Origin of the sequence: Paenibacillus sp. S29 (assembly GCF_049319765.1) — a bacterium.
Lineage (GTDB): Bacteria > Bacillota > Bacilli > Paenibacillales > Paenibacillaceae > Paenibacillus > Paenibacillus polymyxa_B.
In genome coordinates, this window is record NZ_JBMOUI010000005.1 from 184,613 (window position 1) to 210,025 (window position 25,413).

Annotated in this window: 23 protein-coding genes; 19 read left to right on the forward strand and 4 right to left on the reverse strand. The window is 45.7% G+C overall.

Annotated features, from left to right (window positions below):
* The first annotated feature begins 122 nt into the window (after positions 1–122).
* The 7 genes from ACL9RM_RS10685 to ACL9RM_RS10715 all read left to right on the forward strand — a co-directional run bounded on the left by ACL9RM_RS10685 (position 123) and on the right by ACL9RM_RS10715 (position 8,909).
* On the forward strand, positions 123–713 hold the full coding sequence (locus ACL9RM_RS10685; RefSeq protein ID WP_061829700.1) for a restriction endonuclease: 591 nt from the start codon (positions 123–125) through the stop codon (positions 711–713).
* 171 nt (positions 714–884) lie between these two features.
* A complete protein-coding gene (locus ACL9RM_RS10690; protein ID WP_061829702.1) occupies positions 885–1,889 on the forward strand; it encodes a BMP family lipoprotein in 1,005 nt (334 codons plus the stop codon).
* 27 nt (positions 1,890–1,916) lie between these two features.
* Positions 1,917–3,572, forward strand: a complete 1,656-nt coding sequence (locus ACL9RM_RS10695) for a methyl-accepting chemotaxis protein (RefSeq protein ID WP_061829704.1) — start codon at positions 1,917–1,919, stop codon at positions 3,570–3,572.
* A 214-nt stretch (positions 3,573–3,786) separates the two neighbouring features.
* Positions 3,787–6,228 (forward strand): AraC family transcriptional regulator, encoded by a 2,442-nt coding sequence (locus tag ACL9RM_RS10700; RefSeq protein WP_250266346.1) that lies wholly within the window; start codon positions 3,787–3,789, stop codon positions 6,226–6,228.
* 129 nt (positions 6,229–6,357) lie between these two features.
* On the forward strand, positions 6,358–7,365 hold the full coding sequence (locus tag ACL9RM_RS10705; protein WP_250266345.1) for a tripartite tricarboxylate transporter substrate binding protein: 1,008 nt from the start codon (positions 6,358–6,360) through the stop codon (positions 7,363–7,365).
* 48 nt (positions 7,366–7,413) lie between these two features.
* Positions 7,414–8,415, forward strand: coding sequence for a 2-keto-3-deoxygluconate transporter (kdgT, locus tag ACL9RM_RS10710; RefSeq protein WP_250260847.1), 1,002 nt, complete (start codon positions 7,414–7,416; stop codon positions 8,413–8,415).
* A gap of 140 nt (positions 8,416–8,555) precedes the next feature.
* Positions 8,556–8,909, forward strand: coding sequence for a hypothetical protein (locus ACL9RM_RS10715; RefSeq protein ID WP_013311244.1), 354 nt, complete (start codon positions 8,556–8,558; stop codon positions 8,907–8,909).
* A gap of 82 nt (positions 8,910–8,991) precedes the next feature.
* Here ACL9RM_RS10715 and ACL9RM_RS10720 read toward each other — a convergent pair whose 3' ends face one another.
* Positions 8,992–9,474 carry a DUF1641 domain-containing protein gene (locus ACL9RM_RS10720; RefSeq protein WP_250266344.1) on the reverse strand — a complete coding sequence of 161 codons (483 nt, stop codon included), beginning with the start codon at positions 9,472–9,474 and terminating at the stop codon, positions 8,992–8,994.
* A gap of 12 nt (positions 9,475–9,486) precedes the next feature.
* A complete protein-coding gene (fdhF, locus tag ACL9RM_RS10725) occupies positions 9,487–12,429 on the reverse strand; it encodes a formate dehydrogenase subunit alpha (protein WP_250266343.1) in 2,943 nt (980 codons plus the stop codon).
* Positions 12,430–13,069: 640 nt separating this feature from the next.
* Here fdhF and moaA point away from each other — a divergent pair.
* The 8 genes from moaA to ACL9RM_RS10765 all read left to right on the forward strand — a co-directional run bounded on the left by moaA (position 13,070) and on the right by ACL9RM_RS10765 (position 20,647).
* The gene (gene moaA / locus ACL9RM_RS10730; RefSeq protein WP_250268885.1) at positions 13,070–14,083 is read left to right on the forward strand and encodes a GTP 3',8-cyclase MoaA; all 1,014 of its coding nucleotides are present in this window, start codon (positions 13,070–13,072) and stop codon (positions 14,081–14,083) included.
* 40 nt (positions 14,084–14,123) lie between these two features.
* Complete coding sequence (gene fdhD / locus ACL9RM_RS10735; RefSeq protein ID WP_250268884.1) at positions 14,124–14,936, forward strand: formate dehydrogenase accessory sulfurtransferase FdhD; 813 nt, start codon at positions 14,124–14,126, stop codon at positions 14,934–14,936.
* A gap of 132 nt (positions 14,937–15,068) precedes the next feature.
* Positions 15,069–15,317 (forward strand): MoaD/ThiS family protein, encoded by a 249-nt coding sequence (locus ACL9RM_RS10740; protein WP_061829719.1) that lies wholly within the window; start codon positions 15,069–15,071, stop codon positions 15,315–15,317.
* 55 nt (positions 15,318–15,372) lie between these two features.
* Entirely contained in the window at positions 15,373–16,104 is a 732-nt protein-coding gene (locus tag ACL9RM_RS10745; RefSeq protein WP_323873174.1) for a molybdenum cofactor biosynthesis protein, read from the forward strand.
* A 63-nt stretch (positions 16,105–16,167) separates the two neighbouring features.
* Entirely contained in the window at positions 16,168–17,247 is a 1,080-nt protein-coding gene (locus ACL9RM_RS10750; protein ID WP_323873173.1) for a thiazole biosynthesis adenylyltransferase ThiF, read from the forward strand.
* A gap of 102 nt (positions 17,248–17,349) precedes the next feature.
* Positions 17,350–18,171: a molybdate ABC transporter substrate-binding protein gene (gene modA, locus ACL9RM_RS10755; RefSeq protein ID WP_250268883.1), complete on the forward strand. Its 822-nt coding sequence runs from the start codon at positions 17,350–17,352 to the stop codon at positions 18,169–18,171.
* Positions 18,172–18,198: 27 nt separating this feature from the next.
* Positions 18,199–18,864, forward strand: a complete 666-nt coding sequence (gene modB / locus ACL9RM_RS10760; RefSeq protein ID WP_250268882.1) for a molybdate ABC transporter permease subunit — start codon at positions 18,199–18,201, stop codon at positions 18,862–18,864.
* A 247-nt stretch (positions 18,865–19,111) separates the two neighbouring features.
* Positions 19,112–20,647: a choice-of-anchor Q domain-containing protein gene (locus ACL9RM_RS10765; protein ID WP_414126313.1), complete on the forward strand. Its 1,536-nt coding sequence runs from the start codon at positions 19,112–19,114 to the stop codon at positions 20,645–20,647.
* A 236-nt stretch (positions 20,648–20,883) separates the two neighbouring features.
* On the opposite strand, the gene ACL9RM_RS10770 is transcribed toward ACL9RM_RS10765, so the two are convergent.
* On the reverse strand, positions 20,884–22,194 hold the full coding sequence (locus ACL9RM_RS10770; RefSeq protein ID WP_250268880.1) for an amidohydrolase family protein: 1,311 nt from the start codon (positions 22,192–22,194) through the stop codon (positions 20,884–20,886).
* A 156-nt stretch (positions 22,195–22,350) separates the two neighbouring features.
* Here ACL9RM_RS10770 and ACL9RM_RS10775 point away from each other — a divergent pair, with 156 nt between their 5' ends.
* Together ACL9RM_RS10775 and ACL9RM_RS10780 are read left to right on the forward strand one after the other, a co-directional pair.
* Positions 22,351–22,779: a MarR family winged helix-turn-helix transcriptional regulator gene (locus ACL9RM_RS10775; RefSeq protein WP_250268879.1), complete on the forward strand. Its 429-nt coding sequence runs from the start codon at positions 22,351–22,353 to the stop codon at positions 22,777–22,779.
* A 120-nt stretch (positions 22,780–22,899) separates the two neighbouring features.
* Positions 22,900–23,247: a DUF2294 domain-containing protein gene (locus ACL9RM_RS10780; RefSeq protein ID WP_250268878.1), complete on the forward strand. Its 348-nt coding sequence runs from the start codon at positions 22,900–22,902 to the stop codon at positions 23,245–23,247.
* A 109-nt stretch (positions 23,248–23,356) separates the two neighbouring features.
* Here ACL9RM_RS10780 and ACL9RM_RS10785 read toward each other — a convergent pair whose 3' ends face one another.
* Positions 23,357–23,791: a DUF4395 domain-containing protein gene (locus ACL9RM_RS10785; protein ID WP_155729733.1), complete on the reverse strand. Its 435-nt coding sequence runs from the start codon at positions 23,789–23,791 to the stop codon at positions 23,357–23,359.
* A 292-nt stretch (positions 23,792–24,083) separates the two neighbouring features.
* Between ACL9RM_RS10785 and ACL9RM_RS10790 the strand changes: the two genes are divergently transcribed.
* Both ACL9RM_RS10790 and ACL9RM_RS10795 read left to right on the forward strand, forming a co-directional pair.
* On the forward strand, positions 24,084–24,536 hold the full coding sequence (locus ACL9RM_RS10790) for an AAA family ATPase (protein WP_235309259.1): 453 nt from the start codon (positions 24,084–24,086) through the stop codon (positions 24,534–24,536).
* Between the two features lie 10 nt (positions 24,537–24,546).
* Positions 24,547–25,377 carry a siderophore biosynthesis protein gene (locus ACL9RM_RS10795; protein ID WP_250268877.1) on the forward strand — a complete coding sequence of 277 codons (831 nt, stop codon included), beginning with the start codon at positions 24,547–24,549 and terminating at the stop codon, positions 25,375–25,377.
* Positions 25,378–25,413: the final 36 nt, after the last annotated feature.

Consider the following 25,413-nt stretch of genomic DNA (forward strand, 5'->3'; position numbering starts at 1 on the left):
CGTCGAATCTGGCGGGGCTATTGTTATGTGATAAAGAGAGATGTAATACGGGAGCCAGCGTGCAGGGGAGTTCCCTGTTAAGGATGATACGGCTACGCTTATGGTAGAAAAGGGAGAGTTGGATGTTGCTAGAGAAATTATTGGCATACAAGGAATTAGGAATAGGACTCATTGTACTTTTAGTGTTGTTTGCGCTCATCATCAGAGGATTGATACGTGGTCGCAGAAATCGGATTTTACGTGATCTGGACCCACGTAAAATTGGAATTCAGGATATAGATCGTATGGAGGATGGTTCGGAATTTGAGCTTTATTTGCAGCGGTTATTATCCGCGCTTGGCTATAAGGACATCTATAAAACAACCAGTAGCCGGGATTTTGGAGCGGATCTGGTTTTTACAGACCGTGAAGGCGTCAGAGTTGTTATACAGGCCAAACGTTATGGGGTACAACATCCGGTAGGTTTGGGCGCGGTGCAGGAAATTTATACCTCCATGCGTTATTATGCGGCCGACAAGTCTGTCGTCATCACCTCCGGCCGTTATACGGAATCCTGTAAAACACTTGCTGCTGTCAACGGGGTTAAATTATTAGACCGCAACGACTTGATCGACATGATTAATTTATTCAAGACGAAACGCCGCGAGGAAGTCATGGATCTCATAGAGAGTAAAACCGAAGTGATTGCTTCCAAATGGAGTAAAAGTAAATAAGATTGGGGACTGATTGTTAGGCGATGTTATTCAAGCCTGGTGGTCAGTCCCTTCTATTTTTTCATAATAAAATAGAAGAACTGAGTTTACAGAAATTATTATGAAAAAATATGCTTTTATAACCGATATAAAGATGTTGGGGATTTCCAAATTATGCTGAGGTGATATGTCATGAAGAAGCGAGCTGTATTATTAAATTTTAGGTGGATTCCCATTGTCACAATCTTTGCATTATTGCTAAGTGCATGTGGGCAATCGGCAGCACAAACCAAGGCTCAGCCCATTAAGGTGGGAATCGTACTGTCAGATATTGGTCTGGGTGACCAATCTTACAGCGACGCTGCTTTCCGAGGTTTGGTCAAAGCACGGGATGAGGGGAAAATTGTTTTTGAATACCGAGAAATAACAGAGACCAAGACGTATGATGCGGCTTTTGAACAGCTTGCTCAGGAAAAGGCTGATTTAATCATTGGGCTGGGTTACATGGTGAAGGACAGTTTGGAATCCATTGCTAAAAAATATCCAGACCGTAAATTTTTAATCGTGGATGAGAAATCAGATTTACCGAATGTGGCCTCTATTAGCTTCAAAGCAGAAGAGGGCAGTTTTATGGCTGGAGTCGTTGCGGGTTTGACGAGTCGCACCGAACAGGTGGGTTTTCTCGGAGGTGCGGAATCTCCTCTGTTGAAAAAATTTGAAATTGGGTATCGCGCAGGAGTGCAATCAGTCAAGCCTAATGCCAAAGTTACTGCAACGTATGCAGGAGATTTTGGAAAGCCGGAACTGGGTACGGAAATTGCAGATGACATGATTAATCAGGATCAGATTGATGTCATCTTTGCAGCCGCAGGTCTTACGGGTGTAGGTGCGTTGCAGGAAGCGCAAAAGCAGCATAAATTCGCCATCGGGGTCGATAGCGACCAGTTTTTTATTGCGGAAAAAGCGGTAGTGACCTCGATGTTTAAAAATGTAGACATTGCAATTTATACAGCAGTCAAAGGATTTGCAGATCATCAAAGAAAATTTACGGAGAAGGATATGGTGTTTGGTCTTGCGGAAGATGGTGTAGGTTTGGCGCCTATTCGTGTCGTGACACTGAGTCCGGATCAACAAAAGTTGTTGGATGATTTAAAGGAAAAGATCAAATCCGGCACACTGACTGTTCCCACCCAATAAATTTTCGCAAACGGAGGATGAAAGCTGATGAAACTGCAAGGTAAACTGGTGCTGAACGCGATGATTTCCTTGATCGCTTGCCTGGCTTTAGTGGCATATATCATTTTTGAATTAATTCGTATTAACTCGCAAAGTAGCAATCTGGTTCCGGCTATGTTGAATGTACAGCAGCTCAATGCCTATTTGATTCAGTCAGGGCAGGCACTGCAAAATTATTCAGCTTCCATGACGGAGAGCAACAAAGCCGATGTGCAAAATCAACTGACTCAGTCTGAAAAGACGATTGCTTTGCTTTCACAGGGCATGATGCAAACCGAAGCGCAGCAAAAGCGACTGAATACGATTAAAACAAAATTCAGCCAATTGAAAGTAGCAACGGAGAAAGCCATGAGTACCCAAAACAGCCCGGAGTCCAAGCGGGAGGCCATGCGTGCCCAAGGGATTCAGAACGATGTATTTATGCTGGATCTGCTGACCAAGGCACGTTATGACCAATACACAGAAGATTTGACCAAGAGCATTCGTTTTACATGGCAATTGGCCTTGGCAGGTGCAGTTATACTTCTGGTGGCGGTTGGGCTATATAATACATATACATCCAGGCAGCTTGCCCTTAGAACACGCAAATTAACGGATGCCGCAAAGCAAATTGCTGAGGGGAATCTGACAGTGCAGCTTGCCCAAACCAAGGGACGCGATGAGCTGGACGAGCTCAATGAATCTTTCCGGGTGATGATCGGGAACTTGCGCAGCATTGTACTCTCCATTGATCAGGCGGGTAATCGTGTCGATCTGATGGCTCGGGATATTGATCAGCATAATGAGGCCATGAAGGAAATTGTGACACAAGTCAGCACGTCAACAGAGGAACTGGCAATAGGCAGTCAGAAAATTGCTGAGGATCTGTCGTCGACAGTTGGCGTTGTGGACGAGATGCAGCAGAAGTTTGAATCGAATCTACTGGAGACCACACAATCGACCGCGTATAGTGAGGATGCTTTGCGTGTCATTGAGCAGGGTACGCGGGTCATGAGCGATCAACTGCGTATCGTTGCAGAAAATCGTTCAGCCATGTCCGAAGTGGAGCAGACGGTCAAGGAGCTGGAGGCTAATGCAGCCGAGATTACAACCATGACTGGATATGTATCCGAAATTGCCAGCCAAACATCACTGTTGTCCTTGAATGCCTCTATTGAGGCTGCACGTGCAGGTGAAGCAGGAAAAGGTTTTGCTGTTGTTGCCAATGAAGTGAAAAAGCTGGCGAATCAATCAGAGTCTGCTGTAAAGAAAATTTATACTGCTGTTGACAGTATCACGCAGGCTATGGATAAGGTGAAGACTTCTGTGGCGCAAAGTCAGGAACTGTTCCGTGAGCAGGAGAAGGCAACCTCCTCGACTGGAGAATCGTTTACAGAGATTAGTGGTAAAGTGCAGCAAATTGCCAGCCAAGTCAGCAAGTTATCAACGGACATGAATGTATCGCGAGAACTGAGCGTACAGGTGCAGCAAGCTATTGAAAATATCAGCGCAATCACTCAGCAGTCCGCCGCAGGCAGTGAAGAGATTACGGCTTCCACGGTGGAGCAGAAGCGTTCATTTGAGGAATCGGCTGAGAAGGTAAAAGAGCTTCGTCAGATTCGCGAAGAGATGCAGCGGGAGCTGGATCGTTTTCAGGTGGAATAGACAAGCTAAAACCTGTGCAGCGAGTATCTGTTTTTGCTGAATAATGATACAAGCAGTGTCAAAGAAGGAGTTCTACCTTGTACAGTACAGGGAGGCTTCTTCTTTTTTATATGAATCCTTATATTAAGTTTGATATACATAGGCAGGGAATTCCAACTCTTACGTCAAATAGATTTAGGGAGAATATGTCACCACGTATATTGGCAAGAGGAAGATGGACAACGAAGTCCGGAAGGATGAAGTTACGGGAATGTTGCGACTTAAGCTTCGATTGATACTGAAAAATAAACAGACAAGATTGATTCTACTGCTCACTTTGTGCGTGTCGCTTGTAATTAGCGTGATCGGCTTGCTATCGTATTCACGATACCGTGAAGGTTTGGATACCGAGCTGAACACACCCAATATAGAATTGTTGCAAATCAATCTGGATGTGACCAATCGGGCTTTTCGTGAGTCTGATAACAAGGCGCTGGACGCAGCATATCATCCAGACGTAGAGGCCTTTGTACGTGTCCAAACGGATGGGGAATCGCTGGAAGACAAGGCCTCCGTCATAGATCGGCTTCACAAATACTTGAAAACCCTTTCTTCGCACGAAGAAATTTACTCGGTTGAAGTTATTTCTTTGGACAATCATGCTCTCGTATCCAGCAATTATGGTTACAGGCCTGATTGGAAGCAGGCACCGGATACCACATGGGTTCCTTGGATTCAGGACATTCAAAAAAAGCCGTTGTTGATTAAGCGGCGATGGTACGGCACCGATCGTGAGCAGGGGGCGGTAGAGCTACTTTCGCTGGCCAGGCCCATAGTAGAGAATGGTCAGGTCATGGGTGCGGTGCTAATCAATCTGGATTATGACCGTTTTTTCTCCAAACTCTATATTCATTTATCCAACTCGCAATACGTGTACGATCTGGAGGGCGAGTTGATCTATCCCAAGCTGAGATCGTCCTTACCCTTAAATGATATGGGCAGGATTTTAAAAGAACTGGATGTGAGTCCCTATGCTTATGTGGAGATAGGGGACATGGAATATATGGCGAACCAAACCTTTTCTGATGTAACGGGCTGGCGTCTAGTATCGCTCGTTCCGATGGACAAGCTGCTGAAAAATGTAAAGCTGGCGCGCAATATGATGCTGTGGCTGGCCTTTATCTCCATACTGGCTGGGTGCTCAGCAGTTTACTATTATAATTATGCAGCTTTTCGTCCCATGAAAAAAATTAATAGCCTATTGAATTCGGGCAATAAGGGAACGCGCCAGGGAGGATTGTATGACCTGGAACCTGTGATTAGCAAACTGGTTGGAGAGTTTCACCGCAAATCATTGGTGGTAGAGCGAAGCCTGCCGGAGCTGCGTTCCAAATATATGGAAGATGTCATCCAGCGTAGAATGGGCATACAGGAAATGCGTATGAAATGGGAACAGTATTTTTCCGATTGGGACGGCCATTCTTTGTTTGTCATGATCGTGTCCATTGACCGGTATTCTGCGTGGGCCGCAAGCTTTCCAGAAGAAGATAAAATGCTGCTCAAGTATGCGCTGAACAATATTTTGCTAGAGATGCTCGAACCTCACTGGAAAGCAGTATGCTCACCGGAGGAGGAAAGTGGTTTTATTGTGCTGTTACAATTCAGCGAGAGTTCGAATGAAGTTGGTACAGAGACTGACCTCCAAGAGAGCATTTTGCTTCAGAAAAGCGTGGATAGGCTGATTCAGGTTGTCGGTGAGTATCTTCCTTTGACTATTTCTATAGGGATTGGTCATATGGTCACGGATATTCGAGAGGTACGGGCGTCTTTTATAAAAGGAAAAGAGGCCCTTAATTTGCGTTTGTATGAGGGGTATGGACATTCATATACGAATATAGACAGCAGTATAAGTGTGAAAAAGGATAATACGGTGGATGAACAGTCAAAGGAGCAGATTCAGGATTCAACATTGCTGGACAATCGGCGTGTGGAAATGATTCGTGCCCTGGAGTCACAGGAACCTGGTGCAAGTGTAAAGCTAATCAGCCACTGGGTAGAAGAACTTCGACTCCACAGAACATCCCCAGCTCAGGTCTACTTGTTTGTTCATGAATTGCTGGAAGATTTGCTAAAATGGTGTGCCACTCAGAGTGTGACACCGCCGGATCAGCTTGCTGATTACCACTGGAATCAGATTCTGACGCTAGACCTTCAAGACATGGAGGTATTGCTGGTCATTATGTTGACTGATATTGAAGAAAAATGGAATGGACGCATCCAGTCCAAAGATTTTGTGCGTGTGCAACAGATGATCGAGTATATGGAACATCATTTACATTTGAACATCGGGCTTCAGGAAATTGCGGATCATGTTCACATGAGCGTGTCCTCAGTGAGCAGCATGTTCAAGGAAGAAACGGGGACCACCGTTTACGATTATTTGACTGGACTACGCGTAAAAAAGGCATGCACATTACTATGTGAAACCCATTTGAAAATCGGTGAAATTGCAGAACAGGTCGGATACCGAAATGAGAACAGCTTTATCCGGGTATTCCGCAAGCACAAACAAGTAACCCCAGGGAAATTCAGACAAATCAGCAAATCTTCCAATGAATATGCAGATCGGTCAAAAGGTCGATACTTTGGCGAAATAGAAGATAAATACGAAGATTAAGCGATAGCTGTAGCCCTCCACGTTGCGGTACATTGACTTCATGTAAACGCAAACAACAAGACCGAAAACGTTGGAGGTGAAAACGGGCGCATGACGGGCCCAGTTCATTTTTGGAGAAGAGGAAACGTAATGAAGAAAAAGCCATGGCAAAAATATGTGCTGGTTGCGGCGGGAGTAGCTATGCTTTCTGCCTTGAGTATCAGTGAATATGTGGATCACCACACCTTGCAGGATCACAGCCGTATATTTCCTACGAAGCCAATAACACTCGTCGTTCCTTACGCAGCCGGAGGCGGTACAGATATTACCGCGAGAGCGTTGGCGAAAGCCGCCGAAAAGCATCTCGGTCAGCCGATCATCGTCGTTAATCGAACGGGAGGAGGCGGTTCTGTCGGGCTAATGGAAGGGGCTGAGGCGCAGGCGGACGGTTATACCGTAACGTATCTGGTCGCCGAGCTGACTACGTTGCCTCATTTGGGACTGCTACCGCTCACCTATGAGCGATTTAAGCCGCTGCTTCAAACCAATATGGACCCTTCCGCCATTACGGTCCGGGCGGATGCACCATGGAAGACAGCGGAGGCATTTCTGGAGGATGCTGGGGCCCATCCCGGCAAGCTCAAAATGGGGAATGCAGGCACAGGGAGCATATGGCACCTTGCTGCCGCGATGCTGGAGCAGAAAAGCGGAGTTCGCTTTACCCATATCCCTTATGAGGGAGCAGGCCCAGCCGTCTCCGCTTTAATGAGCGGATTTGTGGATGCTGTACCCGTCAGTCCCGCAGAAGTAAAGAAATACGTGGACGAAGGGAAACTTCGCATACTGGCGATCCAGGCAGACACTATTTCGGAAGCGTTTCCAAAAGTGCCGACACTACAGCAATCCACTGGGCTGCGTGTACATTTTATCGGCACTTGGAGAGGGCTGGCTGTACCCAAGGATACACCGGATGAAGTTGCTCAAACGCTGACGGATGCACTGATCAAGGGGACGAAAGACGGGGAATTCAGGGAGGAAATGCGTAAGCATGGGTTGGGATTGCGTGTACAGGATGCAGAGGCATTCGCGCGGCAACTGAAGGAGAGTCACGATACCTTCGCGAGACTGATTCCCGAGCTCGGCTTGAGCCGCAAGTAACACGGCCTTGTTTTTGCATTGGCAAAAACGAAAGGGTTGAACGAAGTTATGAAAATCAAACAAAACATTGATAAAATTCCAGGGGGCATTATGCTGGTGCCGCTGTTTATTGGCGCGCTTTTTCATACATTTACTCCATGGGCAGGCGACTATTTTGGATCTTTTACCAAGGGGCTGATGACAGGTACGGTACCCATCTTGGCAGTGTGGTTTTTTTGTATGGGTGCTTCTATAGATGTGCGAGCGACGGGTACTGTATTGCGTAAATCAGGAACGCTCGTATTGACTAAAATCGCGGTCGCGTGGGTAGTGGCGATCATTGCATCCAGATTGCTGCCTGTTGGTGGTATAGAAAGTGGGCTATTTGCAGGTTTGTCGGTGCTGGCGTTGATCTCGGCTATGGATATGACGAACGGCGGGTTATACGCCTCTATTATGCAGCAGTATGGCTCCAAGGAAGAGGCAGGAGCATTTGTACTGATGTCACTGGAATCGGGTCCGTTGGTGACCATGATTATTTTGGGTAGCACCGGGCTGGCCGTTTTTGAACCGCAAACATTTGTGGGAGCGGTATTACCATTTTTGGTCGGATTTATGTTGGGCAATCTGGATCATGATTTCCGAAAATATTTTGGGAACGCAACGCAAGCTTTGATTCCATTTTTCGGTTTTGCACTTGGTTGTTCCATTGATCTGAGTGTCATTGTCCAGACAGGTATGCTTGGTATTTTATTAGGTATTTTTGTCATTATCGTTACAGGTATTCCGCTGATTTTGGCTGATAAATATATCGGTGGTGGCAACGGTACAGCAGGGATTGCAGCCTCCAGTACAGCAGGTGCAGCAGTAGCCAATCCAGTCATTGTGGCCAACATCAAGCCTGAGTTTCTGCCTGTAGCGCAATCTGCAACGGCCTTAGTTGCTGCTTCGGTCATTGTGACCTCGATTTTAGTACCTATTCTGACGGCATACTGGGCCAATTATATGAAACGTAAGGGAAAATCCCAAGGAGCAGGACCTGTAAATCCAGGGGCGAATGTGCCTAAATAAAGTTTGGATGATGATGGCTCAAACTCATGGAACTTTCCATTACCCGGGAAATGCTTTTGCAGTTGTACCTTTAATGCTAACATCACAAAACTTGTCCTAAAACGCTTCTGCAAACATACATATGTAAGCAGAGGAGCGTGATGGGATTGGAAAACAAGGTGCGTCGCTACTACCAGTTAAAGCAAAAGCAAAAAGAAATTGAAGGTGAACTGACTGATTTGCGTAATGACATTACCGCACATTGTGCACAGCAGGAAGTATCAGATTGGGAAATTGGCAACTACCGAGTCAAGATTATACAGCAGCACCGCAAGGAATATGATCATACAAAGCTGTATGATTCACTGCCTGATCCGCAGCTATGGCGCTTGTTTTCCAAGCCGGATACATCGAAGATTGCCAGTTTGCTTAAGCTCAAGGTCATCGCAGAGGAGCAAATAAAAGATGCCGTTTCTCTTAAAACGGTGACGCTATTACAGGTGGATAAAAAATAAATAAAAAGAGCTGCCCCCGTTTTCGGAGCCAGCTCTTTTTATTGTCTGTTGTTACTAGTCTTCCACCTTCACGCTCTATGAGTTATTTATCAGACAAACTTTTTCCCACTCCTTTGAGAAAATGAATGCCAAATCCCATTGCCCGGTTTACATCTGGATCATTCATCGCCTTCATAAGATCGCGCAGACGAGTCTTTTTATTCTGCTTTAGATGTTTATCGGCTTCGTTCAGGCCATTAGTAACACTGTTTGCCAGCTTTTTCATCAGCTCGGGGTCTACCTCAGACAGCATCGCTGCTGCTCCCATGAGATTATTGATGATGTTCGTCACAGGCTTACGCGTCGCTTGTCCTACAGCGATTTTGGCGATGCTTTCTTTAGCCTTTAGCATAGACTGAGCTGCTTCGAGAAGACCACTATCGTGCAGCTCGCGTACGATTTCAAGTGTCTTCTGCAATGCCGCCCCATTGTCCGCCAGATCAGCAGTAAGCTGATCCAGCGATTGTTTTTGCCGTTCTTCTTCTGTCAAAATGCGTTTTCTCACAATTGAAATAGGCTTAGCCACGGCTTGACCTCCTTATTTTTGATCCACTAAATCGACGTAACCGGGACGATTCCACTTACGGTCCACTTCAACCCCATTTTGCGGATGACGCTTTTTGTAACGCGGATTGATACGTGGTAGTGGATTTTGCCCGTCTACCTCCAAAATTTGCATCCGTACTTTGGCTTGTTTATAGGCCGGTGTACGGGTGACCACATCGAACGCTCCACCAGTTAACAGATTGACCGCACCATCATGGCTGGTAGAGTGCATCGGCACATAAATTTCAGTTCCCTGCACCCGGTCTGTAACCAGAACGCGTAGCTTGACCGCACCATAAGGGGATTCCAATCGAACCAGCGAACCATTATGGATTCCGCGCTCTTCAGCCAATTCAGGGGACACTTCTACAAATACTTTTGGAAGTTTCAGCTGAATACCCGCTGATTTGGTCGTCATATTTCCTTCATGAAACTGTTCGAGCAGTCGACCATTATTTAAGGTCAGATCGAATTCAACGGGGTACTCTTTCGGTGGCACATATTCGAAAAGTCCCAAACGCGCTTTTTTATCCGGAAAGTTAAAGCCGTTGGTGTGCAGTAGCGGTGTATTGCTACCATCCGGCGATCCCCAGTGGAAGCTGTTCCAGCCTTCCAATACGTCATAATTACATTGGGAGAAAAATGGAGTGAGCGACGCCATTTCCTCAAAAATTTCACTTGGATGGCTGTAATCCCAATCAAATCCCATGTGCTTGGCAAATTGGCTGAAAATCCACCAATCCGGTTTACTGTCTCCCATAGGGCGGAGTGCTTCATATAAACGCTGGACACGACGTTCGGTGTTCGTAAAGGTTCCGTCTTTTTCGAGTGAAGGTACGGCTGGCAAAATGACATCGGCGAATTCAGCTGTTTTGCTCAGAAATACATCCTGTACGACAAGGAAATCCAAATTCGCCAGCATTTCTTGGGTATGGTTGGAGTCGGCATCCACCCATGCCATCTCTTCTCCAGCGATATACATCGCTTTGAGCTTACCTGTTTCAATGGCTTCCAGCATCTGAATGTTGTCTAGTCCGCGTTGACCTGGAATTTGTACGCCGTAGGCCGCTTCGAACTTGGCACGAACGACATCGTTCGTCACGGGCTGATAGCCCGGGAAAATATCCGGCATCGTACCCATATCGGCAGCACCCTGAACATTGTTATGTCCGCGAAGCGGATATGCGCCTGCACCCGGACGCATAAAGTTTCCAGTCACCAGCAGTAGGTTGGCAATTGCAATCGAAGTGTAAGAGCCTGCGATGTTTTGCGTCACACCCATGCCCCAGCAAATGGCAGTGCCGTCGGCTTCGTGAATCATAGTCGCTACCTGAATCAGTGTCTTTTTGGAAATACCAGTTTCCTGTTCGGCAAATTCCAGGGTGAAACGATCTAGCAACTTCAAATATTCAGGATAGAAGTTTACATGCTCTTCAATGAATTTTGCATCATGCCAGTTTTGCTCAATGATGTATTTGGCTACAGCGGATAACCATACATAATCAGTACCTTGCTTCGGACGAATGAACAGATCTGCGCGTTCTGCCATTTCATGCTTGCGCAGGTCGACCGAGATCAACTTTTGACCGTGCAGCTTATGCGCACGTTTGATACGAGTAGCCAGCACTGGATGTCCTTCTCCCGGCGCGCAACCGACCAGCATGACCAATCCTGCTTTGGCAATGTCTTTAATCGTACCGCTGTCCCCACCGATGCCTCCGGTGTATTGCAGCCCCCATGACGCAGGAGATTGGCAATACCGTGAGCAATTATCGACGTTATTCGTTTGGAAGACCTGACGAGCCAACTTCTGCATCAAATAGTTTTCTTCATTGGTAAATTTGGACGAAGAAATAAAGCCGAGTGCCTCACCGCCGTAAGTTTCTTGAATAGCTCCCATTTTGCTGGCCATCAGGCTCAAAGCTTCTTCCCAGGTAGCTTCCACAAATTCGTCACCTTGACGAATTAAAGGGGAGGTCAAACGCTGATCGCTGTTCACAAAATCCCAGCCAAATTTCCCTTTTACGCATGTTGAGATACCGTTAACAGGTCCCTCAGAGGTAGGTTGTACCTTCAAAATTTTGCGGCCTTTGGTCCAAACCTCAAAGCTGCAACCTACACCGCAAAACGTACAGACGGTTTTCGTTTTTTTCGTACGGGTTTCACGCATTGCTGCTTCGACTTCGGAAATAGCAAAAATCCCACTATAGCCCGGCTCCACTTCCTTTATTAAATCCACCATCGGATTTAATAAATCCTTGTTCATGCCACTCATGAAGCCTGCTTCTCCCAGCATAGATTTCTCCATCAAGGCATTGCATGGGCAGACGGTTACACACTGACCGCAGCTAACGCAGGAGGAATCGTTAATCGCAACCCTGTCATCCCATATGACGCGAGGGCGTTCCGCTTCCCAGTCGAGGGACAGCGTTTCATTGACCTGAAGGTTTTGGCATACCTCTACGCATTGGCCGCATGCAATACATTGATTGGGGTCATATCGATAGAAGGGATGAGACATATCTACTTCTGTCGGGTCAACTTTCGGTTGATACGGATATTTTTGATGTTCAATCTCCATAAGCTCTGCTGTATTATGCAAAGTACAATTACCGTTGTTGTTATCGCACACTGTGCAGTAGAGGAGATGATTTTCTAGCAATCGGTCCATAGCCTCGGTTTGAGCTGCTTTCGCGCGATCCGAGTGTAAATGAATATTCATTCCATCCGAAGCCAGTGTTGAGCAGGAACGCATAAGTTTTCCGTCCACTTCCACGATACATGTGTCACAGGTGCGGATCGGATCGACTTCGGGAACGTAACACAGCTGGGGATGGGCGATGTTGTTTTCGTTAATCACTTCAAGAATCGTTGCGCTGTTCTTCGTTTTCAGTTCCTGTCCGTTTAATGTAATTTTGATCGTACTATCAGTCACGGTTCAGGCTCCTTTCAGATTTTAAATTTAAAAATTAGGAATAAAAAAACTCCACCATAAACACAAGTGCTCGTGTTCCAGCACTTGTGTTTATGGTGGAGTAGTGACCAAGCTCTAGGTCCTGGAGGCCAATCCGCCATTTGAATATGTATTAATAACAAACAGTACGCACCGTCTGTATATCAATAACTTCTGAATAACTTAGATATGTCATTTTCTGCATGTCATCTCGTGTAACTATAACGTAAAATTTAAGATAGTTCAACGGTACATTATTAATTTTTTAATTGATAATGATTATCGTTTGAGAAATCGAAAAATCATTGACAAACGTTCCAGGATTGCTAACAATAGGAATGTAATCTATTTCAGAGCAATCGTAAATGGAGTGTGCGTGGGAACCGCGTATATTTTATTTGTCGCAGCGCTTGTTAGTTTGATTTTTCTATATCACATGAAGTGGGATTCGTAAAATCCTGATGTAGATAAATTAACCGGCATTTAGCAGATTCTTCGATATTCATAAGCGAAGAAGTTGTTGTGATGCCGGTTTTTTGGTTCAGTATAAAATGAATGGAAATGCCGTTCCAATTTAGAGTGTAAAGAGTCTTATTAATGAAGACGGATTGAGGTGAACAGGATGGCGAACCGGAGCGACGATCAATGGAATCGTCCGTTACGGGACTTAAGAATATCCGTCATAGACCGATGTAATTTTCGGTGCCGATATTGTATGCCGGAAGAAATATTTGGCCAGGACTATCCGTTTTTGCCAAAAGAAAAAATATTGACCTTTGAGGAAATTACGCGCCTTTCCCGTATTTTTGTCTCGCTGGGTGTTACGAAGTTGCGTATTACTGGTGGTGAGCCGTTGCTGAGGAAAAATTTGTCCTTGCTTATTCATTCGTTAACTCAACTCGATGGCGTTGAAGATATTGCAATGACGACAAACGGCGTATTTTTGCCTAAATATGCTGTAGCACTGCGAGAGGCGGGACTGAAAAGAGTGACGGTTAGTCTGGATTCGCTCGATGATGATCGGTTCCGCCAAATGAACGGGGGCAGAAGCAGTGTAAAGGCGGTGCTGGATGGTATTGAGGCTGCCGCTCAAGCAGGGATGCAGGTGAAAATAAATATGGTCGTGCAAAAGGGCTTTAACGATCAGGATATTGTTCCTATGGCTGACTATTTCCAAAAGAAAAAGCATATTTTACGTTTTGTTGAGTTTATGGATGTAGGCAACACCAATGGCTGGAAATTGGATCAGGTCGTTTCCAAGCAGCAGATCATCGAAGCCATTCATGAGCATATGCCGTTAGAGCCTGTTCCACCCCAGTACAAAGGTGAGGTGGCGACGCGCTACAGGTATCAGGACAGAGACGGGGAAATCGGTATTATTTCGTCTGTTACGGACGCCTTCTGCTCCACATGTACACGAGCGAGAATTTCTGCTGAAGGCTCCTTGTACACGTGCCTGTTTGCCTCTCAAGGGTACAAGCTTCGCGCGATGCTGCGTTCCGAACAGTCCGATGACGAGATTAGAGCTTACATTGAGCGTGTTTGGAGAGAACGTACCGACCGCTATTCAGAGGAACGACTGAATCATACACAGCAAGCAACGTCTAAAATTGAAATGTCACACATCGGCGGGTGAGCCGAAGAGCCCGCCTGTCAGAAACAAGGGAGTGGAGCACATGGAAAAGCCAGCTGAGGTAAAACGTGAGATTCTACGTTATCGTGACGGTCAGATCAAGCGTTTTGAAGACACTGTGGTGACGGAGCATCCGGTGACCATCAAAATCAATCAGCAGGAATTTGCTACCATGGTTTGTACACCAGAGTATGTGGAGGATATGGCAGTAGGTTTTTTGGCCTCTGAAGGCGTCATTCAACGGTACGATGATATTGAAGATATTTGGGTTCAGGAAAAAGAAGGTTTTGTTCATATTAAAACCCGTCGAATGAATGAGTTTTATCAAAACTTTCATTCCAAACGGTACATTACCTCCTGCTGTGGAAAAAGCAGACAGGGCTTTTATTTTATGAATGATGCCAAAGTGGCAAAAAGAATGAATGATACCCATGTTACGCTGTCTTTTGACGATTGTTTCCGCTTGATGGATTTAATGCAAAGCTCGGCACTTACGTTCCAAGAGACCGGTGGTGTTCATAATGCAGCGTTGTGCGATAAAGACGGGATGATCCTGTCCAGAATAGATATCGGCCGACACAATGCGCTGGATAAAATCTATGGGCATTGCCTAAAACATGATATTGTATTACAAGACAAAATCATAGTTTTCAGCGGGCGCATTTCGTCTGAAATTTTGTTGAAGGTTGCAAAGATTGGCTGTGAAGTTGTGTTGTCCAAGTCAGCTCCCACAGAGCTTGCTCTTGAGTTGGCTGAGGATCTGGGAATTACAACCGTCGGCTTTATACGCAGTCATTCTCTGAATGTATATACGCATACCGAGCGGATTGATGAACTGGTTGAATCTAAAATATAATATACAAATCCTCATTGTACACCGTCATAGTTAACCAGCATGGAAAAAACCTTTCGGGGTATTCATTCATGTTGGTTTTTCTTGGTACATATGTGGTGGACAGTCACTGTACTGAAAAGGAGGGGATGTTAAATGAACTATCATATTCAAGTATTTGCCGGACTTGCGGAACAGATGGGAGGGCCTATAATCACGGTGCCTACTGATCAAGAAACGATGAGCGTTGCCGCGTTAAAAGACTTGCTATCCGAGTGTTTCCCTGAAGCAGCAGCCCAGTTGCAGGGTTCTTTTGTTGCCAGAAATCAAGCCTACGCCGCTCCTGAGGACCTCGTAAGTATCCATGATGAGATTGCGATTATTCCTCCGGTTTCAGGAGGGTAAATTCTATTAATAGAATAAATGAATTCGATAGAATAGGTGCAAGGGGGCAGATCATATGCAATACCGTATTCAGCTATTCGCAGGTATGGCGGAGCAACTTGGTGATGTGATCACGGTAGAACTTTCACAGGAAGCGGTGACCATTGCAGACATTCGAAAAAGGCTGAATGAGCTGTACCCGGAAGTAACTTCACAACTGCCAGGTTCTTTTTTTACCCATCATAAAAAGTTGGCTTCTCCAGATGAACTTGTGCTTCCATCAGATACAATTGCTCTTCATCAGTCAGCACCCGGGATGGAGACGGTCGTTTCAAAATGTGGCTTATTTGCCATTACGTACGACCTGATTGATGCCGATGAAGTAACCTCAAAGGTGCTCGACCCTTCTCATGGCGCCTCGCTGACCTTCAATGGTACGACTCGGGAATTTACGCAAGGTCAGCGAACGGTGCTGCTTGAATATGAGGCGTATGTCCCGATGGCCATGAACACGATGAAGCAGATTGGTGACGAAATTGCAGAGCGTTGGCCTTCTACACGTACTGCGATTACACATCGGCTTGGTACGGTAAGAATTGGAGAGACGAGTGTGGTGATTGCTGTCTCTGCTGCACACCGCGATACTTGCTACGAAGCCAGCCGCCATGCCATTGAACGGTTAAAGCAAATCGTACCGATTTGGAAAAAGGAAGTGTGGGAGGACGGCTCAGAATGGAAGGGGCATCAGCTGGGTGGCTGGAACCCTCAAAATACTCCAAAGCTTTCGAATAAGGGCGAGGACATTTGAACTTTTAGCTTGTCTGATCAACTTGTAGCTATCAATGGATAAGTATGGGGGCGTAAATCAACGATGTCAGAAATGGACAAAAATCAGAAAAAAGAAGTTGATGCACAAGCACATGCGCATAAGTCTCATGCCCGTTATTCTAGACAGGAATTATTCTCGAAAATTGGACCGACAGGCCAGCAAAATATCCGTAGTAAGCACGTGCTGATGGTGGGGGCCGGCGCACTGGGCACTGCCAATGCTGACATGCTGGTGCGAGCGGGCATCGGACGGCTGACGTTGGTAGACCGTGATTATGTAGATTGGAGCAATTTGCAGCGTCAACAGCTCTATGACGAAGCGGATGCCCGTGATCAGATCCCCAAGGCAGTGGCCGCGCAGAAGCGATTGCAGCAAATCAATTCGGACGTGGACATTCGTGCGCTAGTCCGGGACGTCTCGCTGGAGGAAATCGACGATATCGCAGCAGGGGTGGATCTTATCGTAGATGCCACCGATAATTTCGATACACGTCTGCTTATGAACGATTATGCGGTCAAGCACCGAATTCCCTGGATTTATGGAGCGTGTGTAGGCAGCTACGGGACAACCTTTACCATCGTGCCAGGGCAGACACCGTGCCTGCATTGCCTGCTCGGGACCGTACCGCTTGGCGGTGCGACCTGTGATACGGTCGGTGTGATTAGCCCGGCTGTACAGATGGTGGCCGCTTATCAAAGCGCCGAAGCATTGAAGCTGCTCACCGGGGACGATTCGGCTTTGCAAAATAAGCTGATTTCTTTCGACTTGTGGAACAATCAGCATCAGGCGATTCAAATCAGCGCCATGAAGAAAGCCGATTGCCCAACGTGTGGTGAGCACCCAGTGTATCCTTTTTTACAATCGGAGCATCAGGCTAAAACGGCTGTCTTGTGCGGACGAGATACGGTTCAAATCCGCCCTGCCCCGGGTACTGTACGTGATCTGAATGAAGCGGCACGTTTGTTATCCCGTCAGGGGGGCAAGGTGGAGCATAATCCATACCTGGTATCCGTTGTTATCGGAACGCATCGAATTGTTCTTTTTCAGGATGGACGCGTTTTAATTCATGGCACGAAGGACATCGCCGAGGCGAGATCGATTTATCACAAATATTTGGGTTGACCCAATAGATTCGACCGGTTATGAGATGTACAATGTTTCCTTATTTTCGCTATCACATTTCGTCATCTCATTTTGGAATTTATAGGATAGGGGAAAAACAAGTTGAAAAAGAAATTTGGGTACATATTCACGTTCGTTGGATTGTTGGCATGGGTTCTGGCGGGCTGCTCGTCTCCGGCTGCTGTACAATCGGCACAGTCCGCACCCAAGACAGAACTAGTCGTATCTGCCGCTGCAAGTCTTCAAGATAGTCTGAATACACTCAAAGGCCAGTATGAGAAACAGCACCCAGATATCAAACTTACCTTTAACTACGCTTCATCTGGTACATTACAAAAACAAATTGAGCAAGGCGCACCCGCTGACGTATTTATTTCGGCGGGCATGAAGCAAATGAAGGCATTAACGGATGCTTCATTAGTGGAAAAGGATAACGTTCTACTTCAAAATAAACTGGTTGTGGTTGTTCCGCAAGATAAGGCGAAAAGCACAGATAACAAAAGCATTACGCTCAATGACCTGATGGGTCCTTCTTTCCTGAAAGTGGCTGTTGGGGAGCCTACTACCGTTCCCGCTGGACAGTATTCCAAAGAATCGTTAACGAAGGCTGGACTATGGGACAAGCTGGAACCTAAGATGGTATTCGCCAAGGACGTAAGACAGGTATTAAATTATGTTGAAACAGGCAACGCCGATGCAGGACTCGTCTATCTAACGGATGCCAAATCATCCGATAAAACGGTCATAGCACTGGAAGTGCCCGAGGAATTGCATGCACCCATCCTGTATCCTGAAGGCATTGTAAAAGCAACCAAACATAGCCAGGAAGCAGGCGAGTTTCTTGATTTTCTACGGACAGATGAAGCTATGAGTGTGTTCAGTAAAGATGGATTTTCAGCCCCCACAGAAATGACGGAAAAATAGAATTCACAGATAAAGGAGGGGGTCCCGTTGGATTGGTCAGCTTTTCTTCCTCCGGTTATCGTATCTGTTAAAGTCGCTGTCGTCGCCAGCATCATCGTCTTTTTATTAGCTACTGTGGTAGCGCGAATGATGGCGAACTGCACGCCGCGGAGGGGAACCAGCGTGATCGAGACCGTCCTACTTCTTCCGCTCGTTTTGCCTCCCACTGTTGTCGGTTTTATTTTGCTCATCTTGCTGGGAAGGAAAAGCTGGATTGGCACTGCCTTCGAAAGCCTATTCGAGCAGACGATTGTATTTACGTGGGGAGCTGCAGTGGTGGCGGCCGTAGTTGTTGCTTTTCCACTGGCTTACCGTACGATTAAAGCAGGGTTTGAAGCTGTAGACCCGGAGCTAGAGCAGGCTGCACGTGCGCAAGGTGCCAACGAATGGCAAGTGTTTCGCCACATTACGATGCCCCTTGCCTATCGACCGCTCATTTCAGGATACATTCTCGGATTTGCCCGAGGGTTAGGGGAATTTGGCGCTACGTTGATGCTTGCAGGTAATATTCCTGAACAGACCCAAACCCTGCCTACCGCGATTTACACCGCGTCCGAGGTCGGAAATATGACACTCTCTTGGAGCTGGGTAGCTGTCATCATTTTATTCTCTTTTATCATGTTGATGCTTTCTAATCGACTGGTAAAGGATTAGTCCGTTTGGAGTAAGAACATGCGCAGTCTGCCGATAGGGCGGCTGCGGCAACGTTATAGAGCAGCTTAGATCACCAAGAAACCCTGCGATTACTAAAACGCAGGGTTTCTTGGTTCTTTCGACAGCGATTACGGTGACCTCCCGGTCCTTGGTATCGAGCATCAGGTTGCACTAATGGCCGATGCCATAGAACAGATTTAGTGGAATTATGGTACAATTTACAAAAAAACAAAGGGGGATGAGGAACATGATGAAATTCGGGCAAATGTTTCTGGTAGGTTTAGCCATGGTTTTTGGGCTTGGTCTGGTGGCCGGAAATGTGCAACCTCCCGCCGCTTCCGCGGCCGGTACAGAATATTATGTGGCCACGAGCGGCAGCGACTCTAACGCCGGAACGAACGATGCGCCGTGGAAGACGTTGCAGCACGCGGCCGACGTGGCTCCTGCGGGCAGCACGGTTTACGTCCGAGGCGGCGTGTACAAGCAGAAATTAAAGATTACCCGCTCTGGCTCCGCTTCGCAGGGTCCCATTGTGTTCACCAACTATGGGACAGAGACCGCCATTATTGATGGCAGCGGACTTTCGGTTAGCGGGAACGAAGGGCTGATCGAACTGGCCGATGTCAATTACGTTACTGTTCAGGGGTTTGAAATCCGCAATTTTACCACTGCTTCCAAGAACGTGGTGCCTGTAGGTATTTATGTCCACGGTTCGGGCGGCTTCATTAATCTGTCCAACAACAAAATCCATGACATCAAAAACACGGTCACCCCGACCGGCAAAGATCGGCTGGGTCGGGACGCTCACGGTATCGCTGTTTACGGCACGAAAGCTCCGGCTTCGATTCACGACCTTACGATCAGCGGCAATGAGCTGTACAATCTCGTGCTAGGCTCCAGCGAATCGCTCGTTTTGAACGGCAACGTGGATGGCTTTGTGGCAACCAACAACCTCATTCACGATAATGACAACATCGGGATTGATTTGATCGGCTTTGAGGGAACTGCGCCGAATACCGCTTACGATCAGGCACGGAACGGGTTGGTGAAGGGCAATCGGGTGTATAATAATTCAGTTCAAAATAACCCATCTTACAAGAGCGATGACAACTCGGCAGGCGGCATTTATGTAGATGGAGGCAAGGACAGCATTATTGAGCAGAACTACAGCTACAACAACGATATCGGCGTCGAAATTGCCTCCGAGCACGCCGGTAAAGCAACCAGTAATATTACGGTCCGTAGCTACGTGATATATAACAACCGACTGACCGGCATTGCCATGGGCGGTTACAATGAGGAGCGTGGCTCCACGGTAAACTGCAAGATCGTGAACAATACACTATACAAGAACGATACGTTTGACGACGGAAGCGGTCAGCTTTTGGTTCAATATGATACGCGAAACAACGTGATCAAAAACAATATTTTCGTGGCCAGCTCCACGGATATGCTGATCTCCAATGGATACACCAAAAATTCCGGCAATGTTGTGGATTATAATTTATATTTTGCTCCGAGCGGCAGCTCGGAAGCCAACTGGATCTGGAAAAATAAAGAATATACAGGTTTCTCCGCGTACAAATCCGGGACCGGCAACGATACGCATTCTCTATTTGCCGATCCTAAATTCGTGAATGCCGCGAACAGCGACTTCCATTTGCAGTCTTCGTCACCTGCGATCGATGCCGGGAACACGGACCGTGCCATCATTGGAACACTGGATATCGACGGGAAGCCAAGAGTACAGGGAGCCGCTGTGAACATCGGTGCCTACGAGTAAGTCCTATATTTTATGATAAACAGTGCATGGCGAAAGTATTTGGGGCCACTGTTTGTACGGTTTTACAATGTTCCTTGCAATTAAAACACCTTCAAAGTGAAACTCCATGTCGTAAGTTATGGAGATAACCTTGAAGGTGTTTTTGCGTTGGCAACAAGATTAAGCTATCCCCGGAAAGTAAAAATGGAAGTCATACAAATGAGATTAGAAAGTTGTTCCTGTTCGATAGGCTCCGATTAACATAGTTGTTGCACACCTTTTAACCATACGGATTTGATCGACAAGGTATCCGAGATGTTGGTTGTCGGATCACCGTTTACTAGTATAAGGTCAGCAAGCGCACCTTCGGCAATACAGCCGCGATCGTTAAGCCCAAAGCAACGGGCCGGTTTCGCGGTAGCCGACTGAAGCGCTTCTATGGGAGTAAATCCGGCCTCAACCAGTAATTGCATTTCATGATGAACGCTGGCTCCATGAGCGAGGCCGCCAAGATTGGGAACAGGAACGGGGGCGACATCCGTCCCGACCAGAATATTCACACCGGCACGGTGAAGATCCATCACATTTTTAAAGCTATTCTCCAAATTGCCTTGCGGGAAAGTATGGAAGCTTGAGTTCAAAATATCGATCCATTCCGGACTTAATTTGGAATAAACACGTGGATCATTCGCCAATTCTGATGCCGGATTCCCCAGAATGGATGAGTTCAATACCAAGCACGGTATAACAAATGCGTCTGAATCCGCTATGGATTTCACCAACTCAGATGTGTATTCGGGCCTGTCGAGAAATAAGTGACCCAATCCGTCGACTCCCATATCGATAGCGGTTTGCGAAGAGTGAGCCGTCAAGACGTGAGCTATGACTATTTTATCGAGCTTATGGGCTTCTGCCACGGCTGCTTTTAAAATCTCGTCGCTTAAAATAGGCAGTCCAGGGGCACCCAAGACCGTCCCTTCTTCAATCATGATTTTAATAAAGTCGGCGCCACTCTCCACTTGGGTATGCACATGTTTGATCGCTTCTTCCACTGTCGTCACTTGGGGCACTTTTTCGTGATCGTGAGCGTAGGCGGCTAGCATAGCTTCCCGGTCTTCCTTGGGTAACTTCTCCAATTCCTTTAATACGAACTCAGGAATTTCATCCTCATCCTGCACTAATTCATCCGGATGACCACCTGGAGCAGTGATCGCTGTGCCGGCGGAACGGACTTCGGCGACGTCATTCACGTTTTTCAACTGGATCTTGCGCCCTCTTTCTGTAAAACTGCCGTTCATTTCGAGTTCTGTCGTGACGCCGAATTTTAAAGCATCTCGTAACCCACCGATTGAAGTGTGGACATGCGCATCAATCAGGCCAGGCAATAATGTCGCATTTTCCCCATCGATGATCGTTGCATGCGTCGGAAGGTCTCCGCCTACCGAAATAATGGTTTCCCCCTGGATGACAACATTTCTGGGCTCAATAACTTTTTCTCCATCGAAAATACGTACATTCGTAATCGCTGTAACTTTTTCTACCGTAGAGCTTTGAGTTACATTCTTCATGTCGTTCCTCCTTAGTGTTCAGTTTCAAACACTTAGAATTCTAACTATTAGTTTTATAACTGTCAATAAACTGATTTTCATTTGACAAACAGTTTAGAGATTTATATAGTTTATTTATTGACAATTAGACTTCTAATAATTTGAGGAGGTATGATTATGAAAACCCAAAAGGATACGGTTTTTCTGGATTTGTTTCAGGTTATCGGTCTTAAGTTAAAGAAAAGAGCGGACGAGAGCATAAAAGAGTTGGGATTAAATGCTCAACAAGGAAAAATGATTAGATATATCTACGAGAATCAAGAAAATAATTTAATTCAGAAGGATCTGGCCGATCGGTTTCATCTGCGCGGAGCCAGCATTACAAGCATACTTCAAGGTCTTGAGCAAAAAGGATTCATCGAGCGCAAAATCCCGGCCAATAATGAGCGGCAAAAAAATATTTATGTTTTACCAAAAGCCATTGAATTGATTGAAGCTTTTAGTGACTCTTTTCAAAAGGTGGAGGACGAAATTGTTCAAGCCCTGACCGAAGAGGAGAAGAAAATTTTAGAGGAAATGTTACTCAAAATTAATAAACGTTTATAATTTTAGATAAAATCATGTTCCAAAAAATCACTTTCGCTAGTCTCTGTTTTATAGGAGAGGAATCGGTTATGATGGATATAGTAATAGGGATTTTAGTAGATTTTAGGAGAGCGGTGCGATATGAGAAGGGAAACGGGTTTTAACGAGATTATTCGAAAAGTACGTAAAGAGCTGTTTGGGAAAGGCCCGGAGCGCATACATACAACCTTTGTAGATCATATGGCCATCACGATGCTGTATGGAAATTTAACCCCATCTGAAAGGTTTCTGGCACAAGAAGAATCTGGGAAAGAGATGGTGCATGCAGCTCGAACCAAAATGGTTCAAAAAATATATCCTACACACTTCAATAAAGAACTGGAGGATTACATGGATTCGCGGCTGCTGCACCTCTTTTCAGATATTAAAGTGGAGGAAGATATAGCCATCTCCGTTTTTGTATTTGAAGATAACATTACCGCAAAATAAAAAGAAGGCGGAACCGATATAGCATCCATATTGTTGGAGAGTTCGGCTACACCCTCGATTTAATTAACGATGTCCTAATTGAAATGGAATGAATAGAGAGTTTTTCTGTTTACACGTTTTTTCTTCTTCGATATTGATATTGGGACCATTGGTAGAGAACAAAACATCCTATGCAAAAACCAAGGATAGCCACCAAAGCCGCCACTAGGACCATGGCCGAAAATACATAAGCGACAATACTCCACTGGAGCATAAATCCTACCCAAGCGACCAGCAGAAAAAAGACGGCAAGAAGCTGATTAAACCTTTGCTGTTCTCGGTCCTCCTGCACATATGAGGAGGGGCTTTTCTTCAAGAAAAGCTTGGCTATCCGCATTACTGGATTGAAGTTAAAAAGGACGCCGAGCAACCCCGCGATAAGAGGAATAACTAGCACCCCATATCCCCCTGTAATCCAAGTAAAAACTACAGATAAAACAATTACCCATTGATTAGCCCTGACTAACGGGCGCGGAATGGATGGATTTTGGCTCAAATATATCATCCTTTTCATATCGGAATAAATTCAAAGATGGAAATATTATAGCCTAACATTTGGGGAATAGATACAAAAAAACCAAAGACTCTGCAAGCCCATCTGCTAAGGTTTTTTGTCTTGCTTAATTCCTAGCAATGCATAATCCAATTTGTTACAATTCTTATATACGCCTATTGGGGCAGTACAACAAAGGCGAAGCCGTCAGAAGCAAGTGGGATGTTGATCATGAGACACCGATTTTTTCACAGAATAGAGATTATATTAACCAATATGTATACTTGGACAAGGATGTGTAGATTTGGAGTGTGTCATTTTTATAGGAATTCAGGCTTCGGGCAAGTCGACATTTTATAAAGAACATTTCTTCAAAACACATATGCGAATAAACCTTGATATGCTTAAAACACGGAATAGGGAAAATATTTATCTACAAGCCTCCATCGAAACGATGCAGCGCTTTGTTGTAGACAATACAAATGCCACTGTTATAGAACGGAAGAAATATATAGATGCTTGTAAAAATAAGGGGTTTAAAATTATTGGCTATTATTTTGAGCCTGATTTTGCAGAATCTATTAAGCGTAATGGGCAGCGTACAGGCAAAGAGTATATTCCTGAGATCGGTATTAAAAGTGTAATGAGTAAACTAGAGGTTCCAAGCTACGAAGAAGGATTTGATGAACTCTATAGCGTGATTTCCATTGAAGGAACATTTCAGATCAGAAGACTGCCGGAAAACCATACAATATAGGGGGACTACCATGAACATACCTGAGAGATTCATCAAACGTTTTCCAGCATACGAGGACGTATTTGCCAGCGATCTTGAACATTATCGCAAGCACTTTCTGCCGATTTGCTCGATTAATCTTCAGTTCTTATTCCCGGAACAGGACGAGTGGCTGCATTTTGTTTCCGTAAAAGAAATCTACGAAGGCTGTGTGGGTGAAAATACTCAGCAATTTTATACCTCATATACCAAGGAAGATATGCTGGGTTTCGATGTCATTGACGGCAAATACAAATTCGAAGCAGACTGGAATTATTTTAGTCTCCATCAGAAAGAGCAATTGGAAGCTACCTATGAAGCGCTGAAATCTACCGGGGATAAAGCGTACCTACGTATGAAGAGAGAAGTCATGGCGTTGGACGGACTGGAACAGGTGTACATGGCTAATGAACAAGACTACCAAGCTCGCAAAGCATTTTTCCTAGAAAACAATAAAATTTATCCATATTCCTCCTTTGGAGAGGCCAAAAAGTCTGTGGAAGAACTCATCCGTGATTTTGAGGAAAAGCAATCCAGCGGTTGGGGGCTGAGTTTCCCTGAAGTTAACGGTATTTTAGAGGATATCGCATTTCAGTCTGACAAGGCTCAAAGTTTTATCAAGGAATATAACGAATCTCTGGAAGAGATGCTCCAGTTCGAGCAAACCAATCTGCTTCATGTGCCTAAGCGTCCCAATGGTGAGACTTTTACCTATATCGGTTCCATTACCGGATATTATTTTCAAGCGTGCGGGGCGGATGCCGTCTATTTATTTTACGACCAAGAATTAAGCAAAGCGGTAATTTGCTTCGAATATTCATAAGTATATAAAAAAACTCCCATCAAGGGAGTTTTAATA

Excerpts from the sequence above, each read along its gene's own strand:
- ACL9RM_RS10685 (WP_061829700.1), top strand. The coding sequence starts at position 123 with ATGTTGCTAGAGAAATTATTGGCATACAAGGAATTAGGAATAGGACTC.
- ACL9RM_RS10690 (WP_061829702.1), top strand. The coding sequence starts at position 885 with ATGAAGAAGCGAGCTGTATTATTAAATTTTAGGTGGATTCCCATTGTC.
- ACL9RM_RS10695 (WP_061829704.1), top strand. The coding sequence starts at position 1,917 with ATGAAACTGCAAGGTAAACTGGTGCTGAACGCGATGATTTCCTTGATC.
- ACL9RM_RS10700 (WP_250266346.1), top strand. The coding sequence starts at position 3,787 with ATGGACAACGAAGTCCGGAAGGATGAAGTTACGGGAATGTTGCGACTT.
- ACL9RM_RS10705 (WP_250266345.1), top strand. The coding sequence starts at position 6,358 with ATGAAGAAAAAGCCATGGCAAAAATATGTGCTGGTTGCGGCGGGAGTA.
- kdgT (WP_250260847.1), top strand. The coding sequence starts at position 7,414 with ATGAAAATCAAACAAAACATTGATAAAATTCCAGGGGGCATTATGCTG.
- ACL9RM_RS10715 (WP_013311244.1), top strand. The coding sequence starts at position 8,556 with ATGGGATTGGAAAACAAGGTGCGTCGCTACTACCAGTTAAAGCAAAAG.
- moaA (WP_250268885.1), top strand. The coding sequence starts at position 13,070 with ATGGCGAACCGGAGCGACGATCAATGGAATCGTCCGTTACGGGACTTA.
- fdhD (WP_250268884.1), top strand. The coding sequence starts at position 14,124 with ATGGAAAAGCCAGCTGAGGTAAAACGTGAGATTCTACGTTATCGTGAC.
- ACL9RM_RS10740 (WP_061829719.1), top strand. The coding sequence starts at position 15,069 with ATGAACTATCATATTCAAGTATTTGCCGGACTTGCGGAACAGATGGGA.
- ACL9RM_RS10745 (WP_323873174.1), top strand. The coding sequence starts at position 15,373 with ATGCAATACCGTATTCAGCTATTCGCAGGTATGGCGGAGCAACTTGGT.
- ACL9RM_RS10750 (WP_323873173.1), top strand. The coding sequence starts at position 16,168 with ATGTCAGAAATGGACAAAAATCAGAAAAAAGAAGTTGATGCACAAGCA.
- ACL9RM_RS10765 (WP_414126313.1), top strand. The coding sequence starts at position 19,112 with ATGATGAAATTCGGGCAAATGTTTCTGGTAGGTTTAGCCATGGTTTTT.
- ACL9RM_RS10770 (WP_250268880.1), bottom strand. The coding sequence starts at position 22,194 with ATGAAGAATGTAACTCAAAGCTCTACGGTAGAAAAAGTTACAGCGATT.
- ACL9RM_RS10775 (WP_250268879.1), top strand. The coding sequence starts at position 22,351 with ATGAAAACCCAAAAGGATACGGTTTTTCTGGATTTGTTTCAGGTTATC.
- ACL9RM_RS10780 (WP_250268878.1), top strand. The coding sequence starts at position 22,900 with ATGAGAAGGGAAACGGGTTTTAACGAGATTATTCGAAAAGTACGTAAA.
- ACL9RM_RS10785 (WP_155729733.1), bottom strand. The coding sequence starts at position 23,791 with ATGATATATTTGAGCCAAAATCCATCCATTCCGCGCCCGTTAGTCAGG.
- ACL9RM_RS10795 (WP_250268877.1), top strand. The coding sequence starts at position 24,547 with ATGAACATACCTGAGAGATTCATCAAACGTTTTCCAGCATACGAGGAC.